General features: G+C 43.9%; 14 protein-coding genes. 10 read left to right on the top strand and 4 right to left on the bottom strand.

What is annotated here, in order from left to right:
* Positions 1 to 31: 31 nt before the first annotated feature.
* From VYM24_RS03370 to VYM24_RS03340, 7 genes are all read left to right on the top strand, one after another.
* Complete coding sequence (locus VYM24_RS03370; protein ID WP_330941450.1) at positions 32 to 3,250, top strand: SusC/RagA family TonB-linked outer membrane protein; 3,219 nt, start codon at positions 32 to 34, stop codon at positions 3,248 to 3,250.
* Positions 3,251 to 3,269: 19 nt separating this feature from the next.
* Entirely contained in the window at positions 3,270 to 5,081 is a 1,812-nt protein-coding gene (locus VYM24_RS03365; RefSeq protein WP_330941449.1) for a RagB/SusD family nutrient uptake outer membrane protein, read from the top strand.
* Positions 5,082 to 5,319: 238 nt separating this feature from the next.
* Positions 5,320 to 6,903, top strand: coding sequence for a sulfatase family protein (locus VYM24_RS03360; protein WP_330941448.1), 1,584 nt, complete (start codon positions 5,320 to 5,322; stop codon positions 6,901 to 6,903).
* Positions 6,904 to 6,929: 26 nt separating this feature from the next.
* Complete coding sequence (locus tag VYM24_RS03355) at positions 6,930 to 9,245, top strand: glycoside hydrolase family 20 protein (protein WP_330941447.1); 2,316 nt, start codon at positions 6,930 to 6,932, stop codon at positions 9,243 to 9,245.
* Between the two features lie 27 nt (positions 9,246 to 9,272).
* Positions 9,273 to 12,338, top strand: a complete 3,066-nt coding sequence (locus VYM24_RS03350; protein WP_330941446.1) for a glycoside hydrolase family 2 TIM barrel-domain containing protein — start codon at positions 9,273 to 9,275, stop codon at positions 12,336 to 12,338.
* A gap of 25 nt (positions 12,339 to 12,363) precedes the next feature.
* Positions 12,364 to 14,235 carry an alpha-L-fucosidase gene (locus VYM24_RS03345; RefSeq protein ID WP_330941445.1) on the top strand — a complete coding sequence of 624 codons (1,872 nt, stop codon included), beginning with the start codon at positions 12,364 to 12,366 and terminating at the stop codon, positions 14,233 to 14,235.
* Between the two features lie 4 nt (positions 14,236 to 14,239).
* Entirely contained in the window at positions 14,240 to 16,660 is a 2,421-nt protein-coding gene (locus VYM24_RS03340) for a sulfatase-like hydrolase/transferase (RefSeq protein WP_291550982.1), read from the top strand.
* Between the two features lie 12 nt (positions 16,661 to 16,672).
* Here VYM24_RS03340 and VYM24_RS03335 read toward each other — a convergent pair whose 3' ends face one another.
* The 3 genes from VYM24_RS03335 to VYM24_RS03325 all read right to left on the bottom strand — a co-directional run bounded on the left by VYM24_RS03335 (position 16,673) and on the right by VYM24_RS03325 (position 18,189).
* The gene (locus tag VYM24_RS03335) at positions 16,673 to 16,855 is read right to left on the bottom strand and encodes a hypothetical protein (protein WP_330941444.1); all 183 of its coding nucleotides are present in this window, start codon (positions 16,853 to 16,855) and stop codon (positions 16,673 to 16,675) included.
* Positions 16,856 to 16,905: 50 nt separating this feature from the next.
* Positions 16,906 to 17,412, bottom strand: coding sequence for an RNA polymerase sigma factor (locus VYM24_RS03330; protein WP_044265240.1), 507 nt, complete (start codon positions 17,410 to 17,412; stop codon positions 16,906 to 16,908).
* Between the two features lie 273 nt (positions 17,413 to 17,685).
* Positions 17,686 to 18,189, bottom strand: coding sequence for an RNA polymerase sigma factor (locus VYM24_RS03325; RefSeq protein WP_291550983.1), 504 nt, complete (start codon positions 18,187 to 18,189; stop codon positions 17,686 to 17,688).
* Between the two features lie 231 nt (positions 18,190 to 18,420).
* On the opposite strand from VYM24_RS03325, the gene glsA reads away from it, so the two are divergent.
* Positions 18,421 to 19,239 (top strand): lyso-glycine lipid O-acyltransferase GlsA, encoded by an 819-nt coding sequence (glsA, locus tag VYM24_RS03320; protein ID WP_330941443.1) that lies wholly within the window; start codon positions 18,421 to 18,423, stop codon positions 19,237 to 19,239.
* A 54-nt stretch (positions 19,240 to 19,293) separates the two neighbouring features.
* Complete coding sequence (gene glsB, locus VYM24_RS03315; RefSeq protein ID WP_330941442.1) at positions 19,294 to 20,280, top strand: glycine N(alpha)-acyltransferase GlsB; 987 nt, start codon at positions 19,294 to 19,296, stop codon at positions 20,278 to 20,280.
* 21 nt (positions 20,281 to 20,301) lie between these two features.
* Here the strand turns inward: glsB and VYM24_RS03310 are convergent, their stop codons facing one another.
* Positions 20,302 to 21,627 carry a deoxyguanosinetriphosphate triphosphohydrolase gene (locus VYM24_RS03310; RefSeq protein ID WP_330941441.1) on the bottom strand — a complete coding sequence of 442 codons (1,326 nt, stop codon included), beginning with the start codon at positions 21,625 to 21,627 and terminating at the stop codon, positions 20,302 to 20,304.
* 203 nt (positions 21,628 to 21,830) lie between these two features.
* Here VYM24_RS03310 and dut point away from each other — a divergent pair, with 203 nt between their 5' ends.
* Positions 21,831 to 22,265, top strand: coding sequence for a dUTP diphosphatase (gene dut, locus VYM24_RS03305; protein WP_217712538.1), 435 nt, complete (start codon positions 21,831 to 21,833; stop codon positions 22,263 to 22,265).
* The last annotated feature ends 45 nt before the right edge of the window (positions 22,266 to 22,310 follow it).

The raw sequence follows: 22,310 nt of genomic DNA, 5'->3' as shown, positions 1-22,310 counted from the left end.
CAATAGTCTTTACTAATTTAAATTTAATTCTATGAGACAGAAGCTATTTAATGTTTTTCTAACATGTCTGCTCTGCTTGACAACTACTGCTGCCGCTTTTGCACAGCAATCCGTCAAAGTAACAGGTAAAGTGATTGACAGCACCAATGAAGGTGTACCGGGTGTCAATGTACAAGTAAAAGGAGGATCGCTTGGGACGATTACTGATATTGACGGTAATTATAAGATTGATGTCCCCAACTCTAAATCAGTATTAGTTTTTTCTTTCATCGGTTATGAGACGCAAGAGATTGCGGTAGGTAACAAGACGGTGATCAATGTGACCATGAAGGACGACACGCAGTTGTTGGACGAAGTGGTGGTGGTAGGTTACGGTTCGGCTCGTAAAGGCGACCTTACTGGAGCATTGACCAGTATACGTCCGGATGCCAATGATGCGGCCAAAGCAACTTCTATCGATAACCTGTTGTCGGGTAAAATTGCAGGTCTTGTGGTTAACTCCTCATCTTCGGCTGTCGGTTCTGCTTCTTCAGTAACTATTCGTGGTGCCAGTTCACTCCGTGGAGACAACCAGCCGCTTTACGTTATTGATAATGTACCGCAGGCGTCAACGGGTGAATTTGCTTCTTCAGGTATCAGTGGTGACTTCCAGATCAATCAGGACCCCTTGTCTTCTCTGAATCCTGCCGATATCGAGGATATCACAGTATTGAAAGATGCTTCTTCAACAGCTATTTATGGTTCTCGTGGTGCAAACGGTGTAATCCTCATCACAACAAAGAAAGGTAAGCAAGGAAAGACCAAAGTGAATGCTTCGGTCACTTTCACAATAGCCAATACTGCCAAACTGATGGATATGATTAATCTGGAAGAGTATGCAAGCTATGCAAACAGCAGAATCAAAGATAATTTGTATCCTTTTTATCTTGTAGGTGATGAGGTGAGATATGTATTCAACGGTTCTTATGACAAGTATAATCCGAACGATCCTGAAACGTATAATGTCGTAAATTATAAGAACTGGCAAAAAGAAATCTATTCTTCGGCCTTCTCGCAGAACTACTCTTTGTCTTTGAATGGTGGTTCGGATAAGGTTACCTACTATATATCTGCCAATTTCAAGGATATTAACGGTACGGTAAAACAAACTTCTTTGAAACAGGGTGACTTGCGTGCTAATTTGAGTGCCGAGATTTCAAAGGCTGTTAAGATAGACTTGTCCCTGAGCGGTGCTCTTCGTCAGAATGACATGATGGCGGGTGGTAATACATTGGGTGGTTCTACCGGAGCTATTTCTCGTACTGCATTGGATTATGCTCCGTTTGAAATGCCGGAAGATGACCCGAATTTCAATAATGAGAACAAGACGACTGTTTTCAGTTGGTTGAATGACTATGTGGACGTAACGGATGACAAGAGTTTCAAAGCCAGTATGGATTTGACTTGGAAGATCAATAAGTTTTTCCGTTATAATCTTCGTACCGGTGGTAATCTGAATATTAATGACCGCAAACGTTGGTATGGTCTGCAACTTTATCAAGGTATGAATAATCAGGGCTTGTTGTCACTGTCTAACCTGAACAAGAGTAATGTTTCTGTAGAAAACCTTTTGAACTATAATACGAAGATCAAGTCTATCGCAACGTTGGATGCTACAGCCGGTGTTACTTATGAAGATTATAATTTCCTGAATAAGAATACGACGGGTAATAACTTCACTTTTTTTGAAATGCGTGAGAACGGTCTTCACATGGCAAGCAATGTAACCAATGCACAACCTATCCAGAAAGACTACCAGTTGGTTTCTTACCTGGGACGTGTCAATGTGTCCTTCTTAGATAAATACTTGGTTACGGCTTCTTTCCGTGCCGATGGTTCCAGTAAGTTTGCCAAAGGCAGTCGTTGGGGATATTTCCCGTCTGCATCACTGGCATGGCGAATGGAACAAGAGGAGTTTATGAAAAATCTCACTTGGCTGAGTCAGTTGAAAGTTCGCGTGAGCTACGGTGTTACCGGTAACCAGTCTATCGATCCGTATTCTACATTCTCTATGTATGGCTCTAATTCGAATCTTTATTATGCTGATGGTTCAGGTAATCCGTTAACAGCTTTCTCCGTAACCAATCTGTCAAACAATAGTTTGAAATGGGAAAAGACAGCTTCCTGGAATGCAGGTGTGGACTTCGGAGTATTTAATTCACGCTTGAGCGGTACCGTTGATGTGTATCAAAAGAAGACTACGGACTTATTGATATCCAGATCATTACCCGGTTCTGCCGGTTTCGGTTCTACTTATTACAATCAGGGTTCTTTGACCAATAAGGGTGTTGAAATCTCCTTGAACGCACAGATCATTGATGGCAAAGAATGGAAATGGAGCGTAATGGGTAACATCGGCTTTAATAAAGGCGAAATTAGCGAGTTGGGACTTCTGCCGTCTGATTTTGGTTACTTGGGAGAGAATGTGGGTTATTATGGTAACTCTCTGGGCGACCACTTTGGTGTGGCTCATGTCTTCATGGAAGGTAAAGCTCCGGGCTTGTTCTTCGGTTACGTAACACAAGGCATTGTACAGCCGGAAGACATCACAGATCAAGGTGTGAAGTATACTAAGAAGGATGGTTCAATCGGATACTATAAGACGGTAAACGGTGCTATTCCGGTAGCGGGTGATATTAAGTATGTAAATAGTGATGAGGATAAGGATGGGGATATCAATGTAAATGACCGTGACATTATTGGTGACCCGAATCCGGACTTCACATACGGTTTTTCTACAACGGTTTCATGGAAAGACATTAGCTTGTCTGCGATATTTAATGGTGTACAGGGAAGAGACATTTTGAATACGAACAACCGTTATATCAATACTCCGGGTATCCGGTCTAATAACATTACCAGAGAGGCATTCCGGAATATGTGGACAGAAAGCAATCATTCTAACTTATATCCGAGTTCTGCATACACTGTGCCGAATGCTGTGCTGGACCGCTATGTAGAGGACGGCAGTTATCTGCGTTGCGCTGATATCACTTTAAGTTATGTGTTGCCTAAAGTATGGCTGAGTAAGATTGGTTTCCAGAATGCATCTGTTTATGCTTCTGTTAAGAATGCATTTATCATTACCAACTATAGTGGCTATGACCCGGAAGTGAGCTCTTTTACATTCGACGGACTTCGTCCGGGAGTTGATATGAGTTCTTACCCATCTCCACGTTCTTTTATATTTGGCTTAAACTTAACTTTTTAATCATTAATACTCTACGAATATGAAAAAATATAAATATTACATCCTGTCTTTGGTTGCACTGTGCAGCTTCTCGGCTTGCGATGCGCTACTTGATGAAGATCCCCTGTATTCTCAGAACAGCAATATTGTCTTCCAATCCGAGAGTAATGCAGAGTTGGCTTTGCTGGGATGCTACGGCTATATGGCTTCCACCAACGCTTATGGGCAGATGTGGCAGGAAGTTCCTATTGTTGCTTCCGGTCTTGCCTGGTCACAGCGTCCCGAAGATTTGAATGCCCTGAATACATTGGCTGCCAATAGTTTGGTTTCGCCCACTTGGAATGGCATGTACAAAGCGATATCCGAAATCAATGCTTTCCTTGAAAGTATTGAAAAAAGTTCTTTGAGTGAGAGTGTCAAAAATCAGAAGGGTGGAGAGGCTAAAATATTGAGAGCACTGGCTTATTATAACCTGGTTTCTTTGTTCGGTGATGTACCTTTGAAAACAATAGCTTCTTCTTCGGAAGGTATCTCAATCGCTCGTTCTCCTCGCGAAGAAGTCTTGAACCAGGTAGTGGCTGACTTGAAAGACGCTACTTCTATCTCCGAAACATCGGCAGTGGGTCGCGTTAACTCCTGGACCGCTAAGGCTCTCTTGGGTAAAGTATATTATAAGATGGCTGCCCTGGATATCAATGCTGCTGCCAACTGGCAGAATGCAAAGGAAATGTTTGATGCAGTGTATGCCAGCAAAGTTTATTCATTGGAACCTAAGTTCGCAGATCTGTTTGGCGAGTATGCTACTTCCAAAGAAGCCATTGTCATGATGAACTACTCAACCGGTAATGCCAGTGGCGTTTATAACCGTGCTAGTAATCGTTTTGCACCGCAAGCCTCTACGAGTGGTATCAATTGGAGCACGTATCGCGTTGCCAAGTTCGCTTATGACATGCACGAAGGCACTTATCCGGGAGATCCCCGCATAGAAGTTAATTTTCTGACAAGATGGAGAGACCGTAATGGTAACAATCAGGCTAATCCGAAGCCGCAGGTAGGTTCAATTCCTACCCCTAATGATTCCGTGTATACGTATCCTTACTGGAGATATACGTATGATGAAATAGTACCGGGAACAACAGATGTGAAATTGTACAATGTGGGCAAATTGCCTTATGCAGAGTTTGCTGACCCGAAGAATCCGAGTCTCAGTTTTATTGAGAACTATGAAACTACGCACGGTAACTCTCCATATGGTGAAACGCTCGTTAAAGCAACGGAAGAATTTGTGAAGGTGGGCAACGGAAATAAATGGCCGTATTTTGGTAAGCTTTATGACCAGAAACAAACAGGTACGATGGCTCACAAGAACCTGATGGTTTACCGTTATGCTGAGATGTTGCTGTTGATGGCGGACGTTTATAATGAACTGGGTGATACTCAGAAAGCTATCAGCCTGGCCAACGAAGTGCTTGCCCGTGCACGCAAGTCCGGAGCCGTAGCTTCGGCACAGCCGGCAGACTGGTCATCGTCTCTTACCAAGGATGAGGTCACGGAAAAACTGTATTTTGAACGCGTTATAGAACTCTGTGGTGAACCTGCTATCTACGACATGATACGTATTCGTGGCACAAAGTATTTTAAGAAACTGCTGGAGCTGAATGCCAATCATGAACTGACCATTAAGGGAGATAGCAATTATCCTGGCAGCAATAATAACTTTGCCGACCGGCTCATTAACGATGGCAACCTGACAGATGATTTCCTGAGAAAGAATCTCCTTCTGCCGATTCCTACCAGTGAAATAGATGCGAACCCGGGGCTTTCCAATAGCGATAATAACTTCGGCTATTAATAGCTATCAGTTGACCACCTTTTTTCAATAGGCTGATATAACCTAACATTTCGGAAGCAGACAGCGCATCTTGTCTGTTCTGCTTCCGGTTTTGTCTTCGCTGCTTTTAATTTTGTCTTTTTGTTGCTTTAGATATACCCGAAATGGTGAATTTTGGATATGATAAAGATATTCTTGAACATTGCTCTTATCCATTACGCGTACTTTTGGGCAATTAAACTACTAAAGATTTCCGACCATGAAAAACTTACAATCAGGATTACTCTATTCCCTGACCGGTGCCGCCGCTGTGGCATCCTTGGCCTCATGCTCTGCCCAAAAGAAGGCTGAAGAGCAGAAGCAATATAACATCGTATACATCATGACGGATGACCACACAGCCCAGATGATGAGCTGCTATGACCACCGTTATATGGAAACACCGAACCTGGACCGCATTGCTGCCGATGGAGTACGTTTCACCAACAGTTTTGTTGCCAACTCATTGAGCGGACCCAGCCGTGCCTGTATGATTACGGGCAAGCACAGTTGTGCCAATAAATTCTACGACAACACCACTTGCGTGTTCGATGCTTCGCAGCAAACTTTCCCTAAACTTTTGCAACAGGCCGGTTATCAGACTGCGTTGGTTGGTAAATGGCACCTGGAAAGTTTGCCTACGGGTTTTGATTACTGGGAGATCGTGCCCGGACAAGGTGATTACTATAATCCTGATTTTATCACTCAGGACAATGATACGATACAGAAGCACGGATATGTGACCAATATCATCACCGATGATGCTATCGATTGGATGGAAAATCAGCGGGATACAAATAAGCCGTTCTGTATTTTAATTCATCATAAAGCGATTCATCGTAACTGGTTGGCAGATACCTGCAACCTTGCACTTTATGAAGACAAGACCTTCCCGCTGCCGGACAATTTCTTTGACGATTACGAAGGACGTCCTGCCGCTGCCGCACAGGAAATGAGCATTGTGAAAGATATGGATATGATCTATGACCTCAAAATGCTACATCCGGACAAAGAAACTCGGTTGAAGTCTCTTTATGAGAAATATATTGGCCGGATGGATGAGGGGCAGCGTGCCGCATGGGATAAGTTCTATGGTCCTATCATCGATGATTTCTATAAAAAGAATCTTCAGGGTGAAGAACTTGCCAACTGGAAGTTCCAGCGCTATATCCGCGACTACATGAAGACTGTGAAATCTCTGGATGATAATGTAGGCCGTGTGCTGGATTACCTGAAAGAGAAAGGATTGCTGGATAACACATTAGTTGTTTATACTTCCGATCAAGGTTTCTATATGGGTGAGCACGGATGGTTCGACAAGCGTTTCATGTATGAAGAATCCATGCATACACCGCTGATTATGCGTTTGCCGAAAGGCTTCGACTGTAAAGGAGACATCGGAGAGTTGGTACAGAACATTGACTATGCACCCACATTCCTGGAACTGGCCGGTGTGAAGGTGCCCGAAGATATTCAGGGACTTTCCTTGGTTCCATTACTGAAAGGCGAAAAACCTGAAAACTGGCGGAAATCCCTGTACTATCACTTCTATGAATATCCTGCTGAACACATGGTGAAGCGTCATTACGGGGTACGTACAGAACGTTACAAGCTGATCCATTTCTATAATGACATCGATGAATGGGAATTGTACGATTTACAGGCCGATCCGACCGAAATGCGTAATATCTATGGACAGCCGGGTACGGAAGACATTGTGAAGGAATTGAAAACCGAACTTACGGCATTGCAGGAACAATACAATGATCCGGTACGCTTTTCCCCAGAGAGAGATAAAGAATAATTCATATTATCAAACGCAATGACCTTATGAAATATATATATACAGTACTGCTTTGTCTGTTCCTGGCAGTAACAAACATTCAGGCTGATAACTTGACACAACCTTTTTCATTAGTTCCCTGCCCGGTGAGTTTAGTACCGGGCACGGGTAACTTCCACTTCTCCGCTAAGACGAGTTTCGCAGTAGAGAATGAAGGACAAGCTGAGCAAGTGCGCCAGTTCACCGGGCTTCTTACCCGTGCGGCAGGTTTTACTCCCCGCATAAAGGTAGATAGCCGGAAAGGTGATGTCTGTCTGGTGACGGACGCTACCTTAAAAAGTGAAGCTTACAAACTGGAGATAACGGCTAAGAAGATAACCATCCGTGCCTCTGATCTGCAAGGTTTCTATTATGCCCTTCAAAGCATCCGTCAATTACTTCCCTCTGCGATTGAAAGTGAACAAGTGACGGAGAACGTCGATTGGACTGTTCCGGCATTGACTATCACCGACCAGCCCCGTTTCGGTTATCGGGGACTATTGGTAGATGTGGCACGTTTTTTCTCCCCCAAGGAAAACTTGTTGCGTATTATTGATTGCATGGCGATGCTGAAGTTGAACAAGTTACATCTGCATCTGGTAGATGACAATGGCTGGCGTATTGAGATCAAGAAATACCCCTTGCTCACAGAAATAGGATCATGCCGTGTAGACCGTCCGGGCAAGACATTCCCTGAACGCCGTAATCCCCGTCAGGGTGAACCTACTGTGGAAAAAGGATTCTATACGCAGGATGAAATCCGCGAGATTGTGCGCTATGCTCAGGAACGGCATATCGAAGTGATCCCGGAAATAGAAATGCCGGCACATAGTAATGCTGCATTGGCGGCTTACCCTTTGCTGTCCTGTCCGGTAGTGGATAAATTTATCGGTGTATTGCCCGGTTTAGGCGGGAATCATGCGGATATTATCTTTTGTGCAGGAAATGACAGTGTATTTACTTTCCTGCAAGATATTCTGGATGAAGTACTCGAATTGTTTCCCTCAAAATATATCCATTTAGGTGGTGATGAGGCGAGAAAGACACATTGGGAAGAATGTCCGTTGTGCCAGGCACGGATGAAAGCAGAGAATTTGGAGAATACGGAAGAATTACAAGGCTATTTCATGGCACGGGTAGCACGGTATGTGCAGAATAAGGGACGTGAAGTGATAGGATGGGATGAACTGACGAATGCCAGAATCCCCGAAGGGAGCATTATCCTTGGATGGCAAGGTTACGGACAGGCTGCACTGAAAGCTGCCGAATTGGGCCACCGCTTTATCATGACTCCTGCCCGGATATTGTACCTCATCCGCTATCAAGGTCCCCAATGGTTCGAACCTATTACATATTTTGGAAATAACACCCTGAAAGATGTCTATGACTATGAACCTGTACAGAAAGACTGGACACCGCAGGCTGTATCTCTGCTAATGGGGGTTCAGGCGTGTATGTGGACAGAGTTCTGTAACTCTCCGGCAGATGTGGACTACCTGCTTTTCCCCCGCCTGTCGGCATTGGCGGAAGTTGCTTGGACGAAGCCTGCACGCAAGAACTGGGCCTCTTACCTGAAAGCTATGGACCACTTTAATGAACACTTGGCTGCAAAAGGCATTGTCTATGCCCGTTCCATGTATAATATACAACAGACTGTAACTCCGAAAGAGGGTCGTCTGCAAGTTGAACTGGATTGTATTCGCCCTGATGCACAGGTGCGTTATACAATGGATGGCAGTGTGCCGACTGCGCAATCACCCCTTTATATAAAACCGTTGATGCTTACAGAGGCCAAAACAATTAAGGCAGTAACCTTTGCCGGAAACGAGCAATTGGGACAAATGCTGGAGTTGCCTGTCATCTGGAATAAAGCGACGGCAAAGCCTGTTAAGAGTGCCAGTACAGGAGATATTTATATGCTGACAAACGGGATACGGGGAAGTCAGAAATATACCGATCAGGAATGGTGCTCCTGGATGAAAAGCGATACGGTTACTTTCACCCTCGACCTGGAGAAATCGGAATTAGTGAATAAACTAACGTTAGGCTCTATTACGAATTATGGTATGGCAGTGCATAAACCAGCTGAAATAGAAGTTTGGATTTCGGGTGATGACAAGGAGTATCGCAAAGTGGGTGAGTGCAGCTACACAAAGAACGAAATCTTCCGTGAAGGTGTATTTAGAGAAGATATCCTGTTTGAAATAGGGACAGAGGCACGTTATGTTCGTGTAGTAGCCCGTGGAGCAGGAGACTGTCCTTTCACGCATGTACGTCCGGGACAGGAAGCGAGGATATACTTTGATGAGATAATAATAGAATAGAAAATTAGAAAAATGAGATATAGTACCATGAAAAAGACCCTGTTGAGCTTGTGTCTGACTTGCCTGCTTACCATCCCTGCTATAGCACAGGCTGTACAGCCGGAATGGCAGAGCCAATATGCTATCGGAAAAAACAAACTGGCACCACATACTTATATATGGCCTTATGCGAATGCTGATGCTGCGGGTGAAGGCAATTATGAGCAATCACCTTACTATATGAGTCTGAATGGTAAATGGAAATTCCATTGGGTGAAGAATCCCGATCATCGTCCGAAAGACTTCTATAAACCTTCGTTCTATACGGGCGGATGGGCAGATATCGATGTACCCGGTAACTGGGAGCGTCAGGGATATGGTACGGCTATTTATGTGAACGAAACTTATGAATTTGATGATCCTTTGTTCAACTTCAAGAAGAATCCACCGCTGGTACCTTATGCAGAGAACGAAGTAGGTTCTTATCGCCGTACGTTCACGGTTCCTGCTGACTGGAAAGACCGTCGCATCGTGATTTGTTGTGAAGGTGTGATCTCTTTCTATTATATCTGGGTGAACGGACATATGCTGGGTTATAATCAAGGTTCAAAGACTCCTGCCGAATGGGATATCACGGACTATGTACAGGAAGGAGAAAATACCGTGGCACTTGAAGTATATCGCTGGAGTGCAGGTTCCTATCTGGAGTGTCAGGATATGTGGCGGTTGAGTGGCATTGAACGGGATGTCTATCTTTACAGTACTCCACGCCAGTTTATAGCTGATTATAAAGTGACTTCTTCTTTGGATAAGAAAGAGTATAAGGAAGGAATTTTCGGCCTTAATGTAACAGTTGAAGGAAGTGCGACTGGTGTGTCTACTTTGGCATATAGTCTGAAAGATACTGCCGGAAAGACAATATTACAAAATGAAATACCGGTCAAGAACCGTGGTTTGAATAATTTTATTACCTTTGACGAACAGTCTCTTCCTGGTGTAAAACGTTGGAGTGCAGAACATCCGAATCTTTATACGTTAATATTGACGTTGAAAGATGATGCAGGACATATAACACACCTGACCGGTTGTAAAGTTGGTTTCCGTACTTCCGAAATCAAGGATGGCCGTTTCTGTATCAACGGGGTACCTATATTGATAAAAGGTGCTAACCGGCATGAACATTCACAGTTGGGACGTACTGTCAGCAAAGAACTGATGGAAGAAGACATTTGCCTGATGAAGCAACATAACCTGAATACTGTGCGTAACTCGCATTATCCGACACATCCGTACTGGTATCAACTCTGCGACCGTTACGGCCTTTATGTGATAGATGAAGCAAACATCGAATCGCATGGCATGGGGTATGGCCCGGCTTCATTGGCAAAGGATAGCACTTGGTTGCCTGCACACATGGACCGTACGCAACGTATGTACGAACGTGCCAAGAACCATCCGGGTATCGTGATCTGGTCGTTGGGCAACGAAGCGGGTAACGGAATCAATTTTGAACGAACATATGATTGGATGAAGTCCATTGAAACCACCCGCCCTATACAATACGAGCGTGCCGAACAGAATTATAATACGGATATCTACTGCCGTATGTACCGCAGTGTGGAAGAATTGCTGGCCTATGCCCGCCAGACAGAACCGAAAGTGTATCGTCCTTTCATCATGACTGAATATCTGCATGCTATGGGCAATAGCGGAGGCGGATTGAAGGAATACATGGATGTTTTCGAAACAGAACCTATAGTGCAGGGCGGTTGTATCTGGGATTGGGTAGATCAGTCTTTCCGTGAAATAGATGCCGATGGTCGTTGGTATTGGACTTACGGTGGCGATTATGGTCCGAAGAATGTACCCAGTTTCGGGAACTTTTGCTGCAATGGTCTGGTGAATGCTGTCCGCGAACCTCATCCGCATTTGCTGGAAGTGAAGAAAGCATATCAATATATAAAGGCTACATTGATTGATAAAAGCAACTTGACTTTAAGTATAAAGAATTGGTATGATTTTACGAATCTGAATGCTTATACCTTACACTGGCAGGTGGTAGGTGATCATGGGAAAGTGATTGCTGACGGTACTCGTCGGGTAGATGCCGCTCCGCACGCTACCATTGAAGTTACGCTGGGTGCTGTACGTTTACCTACTGATGTTCGTGAAGCTTATCTGAACTTAAGTTGGACGCCTGTGGATGTTGTTCCGTTTATTAATACGGATTACGAAGTAGCCTATGACCAGTTTGTTCTTTCGGGTAATAAGAACTACCGGACTCCGGAAACTAGACTTTCGGGTAAGGTGGAAATGAATATAGATCCGGCAACAGGGGCGCTTCGCTCTTATATTTATAATGGGAAAGAATTACTGTTTTCCCCTGTTACATTGAGCCTCTATCGTCCGGTGACGGATAATGACAACCGTGAAAAAGTAGGAGGGGCCAAAGCCTGGAAGAAAGCCGGGTTGGATCAGTTGACACAGCGTGCCCTTACCGTGAAGACCTCTACCCGTGGTGGACGTGCCAAAGTGGAATTATTAAATGTCCGTGGTGAAAAAGTGGGAACCGCTTCTTTCATCTATACATTAAAGAAAAACGGTGAATTGGATATACAGACACACTTCGTACCGGATACTACCGTTATCACTTCACTGGCGCGTGTAGGGCTTACTTTTGAAATGCCCGATGCTTACAGTCAGGTGTCTTATCTGGGGCGTGGAGAGCATGAAACTTATATGGATCGTAACCAATCCGGTAAAATAGATATTTATCACACCGATGTGGAGCGCATGTTTCACTATTATGTTCGTCCGCAAGCAACGGGTAATCGTACGGATGTCCGTTGGATGCAACTTGCTGATGAGGCAGGTGAGGGGCTGGCATTCTGTTCCGATGCCTCGTTCCAATTTAGTGTGATTCCTTTTACGGATGAGAATCTGGATGCGGCAACGCATATCAATCAACTACGGCGCGAAGGAGTGATAACTGTTCATCTGGATGCAGCACAAGCAGGAGTCGGTACGGCTACCTGTGGTCCTGGAGTATTGCCGCAGTATCGTGTACCTGTGCAGGATTACACATTCCGGTTTGCAATCCGTCCTTTGAAATAGATCGAAACCTATAATATACGATAGCATGAAAAACCTGATTTTAACTACAGTTCTCAGTCTTACAATCCTTTCCGGATTGCAGGCACAAGAAACTTATTATGAAAAGCACGTTGCTTTTCCCGCTGATGCTACAGCTGCGGAAAAGATAGAAATGGCTTCACGCCTTGTACCCACTCCGCAACAATTGGAGTGGCAGCGTATGGAACTGACCGCTTTCCTGCATTTTGGTGTAAATACTTTCACCGGACGAGAGTGGGGAGATGGTACTGAAGATCCTGTCATCTTTAATCCTACCTCGCTGGACTGCGAACAATGGGTGCGGACTCTTAAAGAATCCGGTTTCAAGATGGCTATCATCACTGCCAAACATCATGATGGCTTCTGTCTCTGGCCTACCAAAACTACTCGTCACTCCGTAGCCTCTTCTTCCTGGAAAGGTGGAAAGGGAGACGTGGTACGTGAATTGCGGGATGCTTGCAAGAAGTACGGTATCAAGTTTGGAGTTTATCTCTCCCCGTGGGATCGTAATGCCTCTTGCTATGGTGATTCTCCTGCCTACAACCAGTTCTTCATCGAGCAACTGACCGAATTGCTTACCAATTATGGTGAAGTCCATGAAGTGTGGTTTGACGGTGCTAATGGTGAAGGTCCCAATGGAAAGAAACAAATCTACGACTGGGATGCCATACTGAAAACTATCCGTCGCCTGCAACCTAAAGCAGTCACAGCCATTATGGGTGATGATGTTCGCTGGGTAGGCAATGAAAGAGGTATCGGTCGTGAAACAGAATGGAGTGCTACGGCGCTGACTCCGGGCATTTATCCCCGTTCCGGTGAACAGAACAAGAAACTGGGTATCTATGGAAAGGCAAAGGACTTAGGCGGGCGTGATATAGTGGCTCGCGCTACCGAACTTTTCTGGTATCCTTCTGAGGTAGATGTTTCCATCCGTCCGGGTTGGTTTTATCATGCCGATCAGGACAAGCAAGTGAAGTCTTTAAATCATCTGACGAATATTTATTTCAAATCAGTAGGCTATAATTCCGTTCTATTATTGAACATTCCGCCCGACCTTCGTGGGGTGATCAATGAAAATGATGTGCAGCGGCTGAAAGAATTTTCCAGTTATTTAAAGAAAACTTTTGCCCGTAATTTTGTGCTGAAAGGAAACGAGGCATGGCATGGAACTTCCGGTACAGTCCGTCAATATGATATACAGAAAGATGCGTTGGTAAATGCTTTCATGATTCAGGAAGATATATCCAAAGGACAACGTGTTGAAAGTTTCCTTGTAGAAGCGTATAAAGATGGTTCCTGGATTCATATGGCAGAAGGCACAACAGTAGGGTATAAACGTCTTGTACGTTTCTCTGATACTCGTCCGGAGCGCATTCGTGTAACCATTCGCTCTGCCCGTGGTGTGGCTAATGTTGCTGCGGTCGGTCTTTTCTATGCAGAACCTCTTGCAGATAAAAATGAAGAAGTACAACTCAGCGATGTACCTGTCGATGGATGGCAGGTGGTTGGTGGCAATGCAGATTCCCGTAAGGCTATTGATGGGGACCGGAAAACGGTTTGGCGTGCTTCCGCACTTACACCATTGGTAGTCGATATGGGACATGAAGTGAGTGTGAATGGTTTCAGTTATGCTCCCTCTCTGGAAGAAGATTTAACGGGAACTATCTATAAGTATGTTTTCTACGTCAGTCTTGATGGTCAGTCATGGACTAAATGTGAAGCAAGCGGTGAGTTCAGCAATATCATGCACAATCCTGTGCCTTACTTTGTACGGTTTGGCAAAACATATCCTGCACGTTATTTCAAGCTGGAACCATTGTCGGAGATAAATAATAAAAATGTTGTAACGGTCGGTGAAGTCGGTATCCTGACAAAGTAGTGTTATGAAGAATTCGATACTCTCTATAGCTGCTATGGCATTGCTTTCAGGTAATGCCATAGCTCAGCAGAAACCTAATATTATTCTTTTTCTGGTGGATGACATGGGATGGCAAGATACTTCCTTACCGTTTTGGAATGATACCACCGAACTGAATTATATTTATGAAACCCCTAATATGGAGCGTCTGGCAAAGAAAGGTGTCAGATTTACACACGCTTATGCATGCCCCATCAGTTCTCCTTCACGTGTCAGTTTATTTACGGGAGCAAATGCTGCCCAGCACAAAGTAACGAACTGGACGTTGAAGAAAGATACACCGACTGACCGGAAAAATGAAACGCTGGATTTTGAAGCATGGAATTATAATGGTCTGTGTCCTGAACCCGGGTTGGAACATTCTTTTTATGCAAAGTGCCTGCCACAATTGCTTCGTGAAAATGGATATACTACCATGATGGTAGGTAAAGCTCATTTCGGCTCGATAGATACACCGGCTGCCAATCCATTGGCAATCGGTTTTGATTATAACATAGCTGGTCATGCAGCCGGTGCTATGGGCAGTTATTTGGGAGAAGAAGGATATGGTGCTTCCGGTAAACCGGAATGGGCAATGATATGGGCTGTGCCCGATTTGGAAAAGTATCATGGAACAGATACTTTTCTTACTGAGGCTTTGACGTTGGAGGCAAAAGGGCTTATGGATAAGGCTCTTGACCAGTCCAAACCTTTTTTCCTCTATATGAGTCATTATGCCGTGCATGCGCCTTTCGGGACAGACAAGCGTTTCTATCAGAAGTATATGGATAAAGGGCTTCCGCATAAAGAGGCTCAGTATGCTGCCTTGGTGGAGGGTATGGACAAGAGCCTGGGAGATTTGATGGACTATGTAGACCAGAAAGGCATTGCAGATCATACAGTTATTCTTTTCATGTCGGATAATGGTGGCTATACAATAGGCCGTGCCGATAAAAATGCTCCATTGAGTGAAGGAAAAGGTTCCTTGAAAGAAGGAGGAGTTCGCGAACCGATGATCGTCTATTATCCGAATGTAACATCCCCCTCAACCATGAATGATACACCAGTCATTATTGAAGATTTCTTTCCGACTCTGTTGGAAATAGCTGGAGTACATGATTATCAGACACCACAGCAGATTGACGGGCAGAGCTTTATGGCGCAGATGAAAGGACAGACTGGAGAAAAAGAACGTGCTTTATTTTTCCATTATCCGAATAATTGGGGTGAGAGAATACAAACGATTGGTGCTCCGCAAAGTGCTGTTGTGAAAGGTGACTGGAAATTAATTCATTATTACGAAACCGGCAGCGATTGTCTATACAACTTGAGCGATGATATTTCCGAACAGCATGATTTGTCTGCATACTATCCGGATAAAGTGAAGGAGCTGGTCAAAGTTTTGAGTGACTATTTGCGAGCTCAACATGCCACTATGCCTATTCTGAAAACTACTGGCAAGTTTGTTCCCTATCCCGATGGAGAAGACGTAGAGAGGATATTGCCGAAAGATGATGAAACATTGGTGTATGACAATCCGGAGGATGTCCTGCACTTGAAGAAGGGCGATATGCATCCTAAAATGAAAGGATGGTCTTTTTATACAGCACATGAGTTTAATGATAAAGATACGAAAAAGGGACTGCCGCTTGGCTTTGTAGAACATAGAGGCTTGCATATGTCACGTACGGCAAAGGTTGATAACCGGAAATGTTCAAAAGTAGAGGATGGAGTTTTGCGCATCTGGAGTATAGAGGAGAAAGACTCGATAGACAACCGCTTCGGTAAGAAAGTGAAGTATTCCCACGGTTGCTATCGCACCTCACTTCCTGGCAGTAAGGAATTCTGGTGTAACTTTACTGAAAATATGCGTATTGAAATACGTTTCAAACGTACTCCTTATGTAGGTTTCAATGATGCCCTCTGGTTTATGGGAAACAATAACCGCCCCTGGCCGAAGAATGGTGAGATCGATCTTTTGGAGAATCCTAAGAAGACATTGAACGATTGTGCTCATTTCACGCTTCATTCCGAAAACCACTATGCCGGTGTCGTAGGCGGTGGTGGTAGTGTCACTTCTTCCATCAATCTTGCCAATATGTCTCAATGGAATATCTATTGGCTGGAGTGGTATCCCGACCGCATTGTAGGAGGTGTCAACGGACAAGCCTATTTTGAGCATCACAAAGGTGCTGATGGTAATACCGACTGGCCTTGGAGTGATCCGCTGGGCTTCTTCCTGATTTTCAGTACGGGTATTTCTACGAACCCGAATGCCTGGCCTGGTGCTATCATTCCTTCCGAATGGAAAAAAGATGCCAAACCTGCCATGTACATCGACTGGATACGCGTTTATACGAATCGAGATTATAAAGGTGAAAATCCTCCTGCTCCGAAATATTATTAGTCAAATATCTACCTACACCGTACCCGAGTCGTACTTGCTCCGTACCAAGTCCGTAGTTTCTCCGTACAGAGGTACTTCTGACCGAAGAATGTACGGAGAAACTACGGTTCGGATACGGTTCGGGTATGGAGCGAGGAGATATAAAGAAAGGGCAGACTGGATATTATCCCGGTCTGCCCATATTCTCTCTAACACAACTAAAAATTTATACTATATATTGGTTTTGCAGATTTTTCTCTTTTCTCTTAAACAAAATCCTTCAGTTCTTGTTGTAACTTCTGTCGGGTGAAGAAGATACGACTTTTCACTGTTCCGAGTGGTAATCCCAGCTTCTCTGCGATTTCACGGTATTTGAAACCGGATACGTGCATGGAGAATGGAATCTTGTATTCGCGGGGCAATGCATTTACTATGCGGTGCATCTCTTTCAAGTCGTATGCGCTTTCCGTACATTCAAAGCCGGAATCTTGCGGTAAGTTCAGATGATAGAGATTATCTGTCTGATCTACGAAAGTCTGGTCGCGAACCACCTTGCGGTAGTTGTTGATAAAGATATTGCGCATGATGGTATACATCCATCCTTTGAAATTAGTATCAGGTGCATATTTATCTTCGTTATCTAATGCCTTTAAAGAGGTTTCCTGGAGTAGGTCATTTGCTTCTTCGTGGTCGGAGGTTAATTTGTATGCAAAGCGTAATAGATCATCTTGTACTCCGAGCAATTCTTTTTGGAATGTAATACTGTTGTTCATAATCATTTCTCCTTTTCAATAGTTATTCTTTTGTTTTGCCTTTTGACTTTGCAATTTTACGAAAGTAACCTTACTCCGATAGACGGATTTCAGGTAATATTTAGGGGGTAAACTATCAATTGATAGTTTTTAGGTGGTATTTTGATAGTTTTCGGGTGGTCGGAAAGTGCTCATGCAAGTAGTCTCTGACCCCTTCATGAACACTTTTTCATATCTGAACGTTATCGGTTTAGGTTATATGAGGTAATAGCTGTTTTTATCCTGCAACACAGATTATCTGAAGTCTTTCAGTTCCTGTTGCAACTTCTGGCGTGTAAAGAATATGCGACTCTTTACTGTACCTAAGGGTAATCCCAGTTTTTCTGCAATCTCGCGGTATTTGAACCCGGATACATGCATAGAGAATGGAATCTTATATTCGCGTGGCAATGCATTTACAACACGGTGCATCTCTTTTAAGTCGTAAGCGCTTTCGGTGCTTTGGAATCCGGACTCTTGAGGTAGATTGAGGTGATAAAGATTATCAGTCTGATCTACGAAGGTCTGGTCGCGAACCACCTTCCGATAGTTGTTTATAAAGATATTGCGCATGATGGTGTACATCCATCCTTTGAAGTTGGTGTCGGGCATGTATTTATCTTCGTTATCTAATGCCTTTAAAGAGGTTTCCTGGAGTAAGTCGTTAGCTTCTTCACGGTCGGAGGTTAGTTTATATGCAAAACGTAATAAATCGTCTTGTACTCCGAGCAAATCCTTTTGAAATGTAATACTGTTCATATCGTTCTCCTTTTTTATTATAATTATTCGTTTGTTTGACTTTTGATGTTGCAATTTTACGAAAGTTCCCTAACTCTGACGGACGCATTTTGAGCAATCTTTAGGGCAAAAACTATCAATTGATAGTTTTTGGGTGCCTTTTGTTTGTTTTTGGGTGCAGTTTTCACCGATTTTATTGCGTATAATTAAAAAGATGAGTTAATTTTGCGCAATCATTTCATCTTAAAAAGAATGGCTGACGACTCTTTATTTTTGATTGATATTGATAAAGTGCTCCGGGAAAAGGCTCCGAAGTACTATAAATATATCCCTAAATTCGTGGTTTCTTATCTGAAAAGAATCGTTCATCAGGAAGAACTGAATGTTTTCCTGCGCGAATCGAAGGATAAGGTAGGTGTGGACTTCTTAAAAGCCTGCCTGGAATTTCTGGATGCCGATATTGTGGTGAAGGGAGAAGAGAATCTACCGACTGAAGGATTGTACACCTTTGTCTCCAATCATCCGTTGGGAGGCCAGGATGGTGTGGCTTTGGGATATGTGCTGGGTAGTTTCTATAAAGGTAAGGTGAAGTATATGGTGAATGACCTGCTGATGAATCTGCAAGGATTAGCTCCTCTTTGTATACCTATTAATAAAACTGGAAAACAGGCGAAAGATTTTCCGAGAATGGTGGAAGCGGGCTTTGCATCGAATGATCAGTTGATTATGTTCCCTGCCGGATTGTGCTCCCGGCGTCAGAATGGAGTGATCCGTGATCTGGATTGGAAGAAGACCTTTATCGTAAAGAGTGTGCAGGCACAACGCGACGTTGTCCCCATTCATTTTGAAGGCCGGAATTCGAACTTTTTTTATAATTTGGCTAACGTCTGCAAATTTTTGGGCATCAAAATTAACATAGCCATGCTCTACCTTGCCGATGAGATGCTGAAGAACCGTCATAAAACGTTTACTGTTACCATCGGAAAACCTATTTCCTGGCAGACTTTTGATAAGTCAAAGACTCCTGTCGAGTGGGCGGCTTATGTGAAAGACATTGTGTATAAGTTATAGGGTGGTAAAGTGACAAGGTGATAAAGTGAATTAAAGAACTACTAACAAAAAAATATGGAAGAGATTATTGAACCTATTAGTAAGGAACTTCTGAAAGCGGAACTGACCGAAGAGAAGCGTCTGCGTATGACGAATAAGAGCCATAATCAGATTTATATCATTACAGCTCAGGATTCTCCGAATATTATGAAAGAAATCGGGCGTTTACGCGAGATTGCTTTCCGTGCGGCAGGTGGAGGTACAGGACAACCGCTGGATATCGATGAATACGATATCATGGATAATCCCTACAAACAGCTGATTGTCTGGAACCCTGAAGCAGAAGAGATATTAGGTGGTTATCGTTATATCCTTGGTACGGACGTTCGGTTCGATGAACAGGGTGCCCCTATTCTGGCTACAGCCCACATGTTCAATTTCTCTGAAAAGTTCTTGAAGGAGTACCTTCCTACTACTATTGAGTTAGGACGTTCGTTTGTTACGGTAGAATATCAGTCCACCCGTGCCGGTAGCAAAGGCTTGTTTGCGCTGGATAACCTGTGGGATGGTTTGGGTGCGTTGACGGTAGTTATGCCGAATGTGAAGTATTTTTTCGGTAAAGTAACTATGTATCCAAGTTATCATCGCCAGGGGCGCGACATGATTCTTTATTTCTTGAAGAAGCACTTTGAGGATAAAGATAATCTGATTACTCCGATGAAACCGCTTGAAATGGAAGCTAAAGAGTCTGATTTGGCTGCCTTGTTTTGTAAGAAGACATTTAAGGAGGACTATAAGATACTGAATTGTGAGATACGTAAGTTAGGCTATAATATTCCGCCGTTGGTAAATGCTTATATGAGTTTGAGTCCGACGATGCGTATGTTCGGTACTGCCATTAACTATGGCTTCGGTGATGTGGAAGAAACGGGAATTCTGATTGCTGTGGATGAGATTCTGGCAGAAAAGCGTATCCGCCATATCCAGTCATTTATCGAGAATGAGCCGGAGGCTTGCAAACTTACCTCCGGGGCTAATAAAGTATTCTTTCCGAGTAGATGATAATTGTGTCTGAAGCACAACTTATACTGCCGGCAAACTGTTTCCGTTGATCTTTCTATAGAGATCGAGTGCATAGACATCTGTCATGCCGGAGATATAATCCAATACTGCCTGTATTCTTTCGTAGAGTACGGGCGCTTTTATATTGTATTGGCCGGATACCCGGTTGATGAGCAACTGTGAATAAGCTTTTTCCGGTGAGCAGACGGCATCGATCATCAGATCGAGCAAAGTACTGATGATACGGAAACCGGCAAGTTCGATGTCCAGTACATCACGCGAGCGATAGATTTTCTTTAACGAAATATCTGCACTGTGCTTATAAGCACCAGCTGGCAATTCAGAAATATGCTTGATGAGGCTTCCTTCAAATTCCCCTTCCAATATCTTCTCCTCATTATTCAGAAAGGCCTGGGTGCATTCCTGAATCAGCAGGCCGATGACGCAGGAACGCAAATAGGCAATCTGTTCGTTGACGTCGCTGACAAGCTTCAGTGTCTTGAGCATATGCGTTTTACGCTCTTCGGGAAAATAGGAAAGAAGTAAATCTTGTGTTTCCTGCGTGGTAAGTATCTTGAGTTTGTGTGCGTCTTCAATATCCATCATCTGGTAGCAGATGTCGTCCGCTGCCTCTACCAGATAGACCAATGGATGACGGGCATATTTCAGCGGAGCGTCATTCAGCTTTTTCATACCCAGTTCTTCGGCTATCCGGCGGAAACTATCTTCCTCTGTGGTGAAGAAGCCGAACTTCGATTTCTTACCCGCTAAACTCGATGAAAAGGGATATTTTACGATGCTGGCCAGGGTAGAATAGGTTAATACGAAGCCTCCTTTGCGTCTTCCCTCAAACTGATGGGTAAGTAACCTGAAAGCATTGGCATTTCCTTCGAAGTGTGTCAAATCCTCCCATTGCTCTGCGGGCAGTTGTCCTTTCAGAGTCATACCTTTTCCTTCAGAGAAGAAAGTGGAGATGGCTCGTTCTCCAGAGTGCCCGAAAGGCGGATTCCCCAGATCGTGTGCCAGGCAGGCTGCCGATACGATAGAACCTATTTCGGGTAAATAAGAATCTTTCAATTTCGGCTGATGGGTAAGAATGGCTTTAGCTACATCATTTCCCAACGAACGGCCTACGCAGGAAACTTCCAGGCTATGCGTCAGGCGGTTGTGTACGAAGATACTACCCGGTAAGGGGAAAACTTGTGTTTTGTTCTGCAAGCGGCGGAAAGGGGCGGAGAAGACGAGGCGGTCATAATCCCGCTGAAATTCTGAACGGTTTTCGTGACGCTCCTGGTGAAACTCTTCCAGCCCGAAACGTTTGGCAGATATGAGGGTATTCCAATTCATGGCGATAATTACGAATTATGAATTACAAATTATAAATGGCAAAAGATAGGGGGACATTTGCCCTTTGTTATTATTTAACTGCAAATGTATCACTATTTTGCTTTAAAAGCTGTATTTTCGCCCAATTAAAAAAAGAAGAACTGCTATTAAATACTGAATAGCGGCAGTTCGTAATTTATAATTCGTAATTTGTAATTATTGTCATGAACGTACAAATCATTAATAAATCGAAACATCCGCTTCCGGCTTATGCCACCGAATTGTCCGCAGGAATGGATATCCGCGCAAATCTTTCAGAACCTGTTTCTTTAGCTCCGATGCAGCGTTGTCTGGTACCTACGGGACTGTATATTGCCCTGCCACCGGGATTTGAGGCACAAGTGCGCCCTCGCAGTGGTCTGGCTATTAAGAAAGGTATCACGGTACTGAACTCTCCGGGAACGATTGATGCCGATTACCGTGGGGAGGTTTGTATCATTCTTGTAAATCTTTCGTCGGAGACTTTCGTGATAGAGGATGGAGAACGCATTGCGCAGATGGTGATAGCACGCCACGAACAAGCTACATGGCAGGAAGTGGAAGTGCTGGATGAAACGGAGCGTGGTGCAGGCGGCTTCGGCCATACAGGAAAGAGTTGAGGAGTTCAAAATCAAAGAATTAAAAGCTAAAAGGGGCTGAGTTCT

Origin of the sequence: Bacteroides sp. MSB163, from assembly GCF_036416795.1 — a bacterium.
In the GTDB taxonomy this organism is placed as follows: domain Bacteria; phylum Bacteroidota; class Bacteroidia; order Bacteroidales; family Bacteroidaceae; genus Bacteroides; species Bacteroides maternus.
The sequence above is the reverse complement of the archived record's forward strand: the minus strand, read 5'-3'. Positions and strand labels throughout refer to the sequence as shown.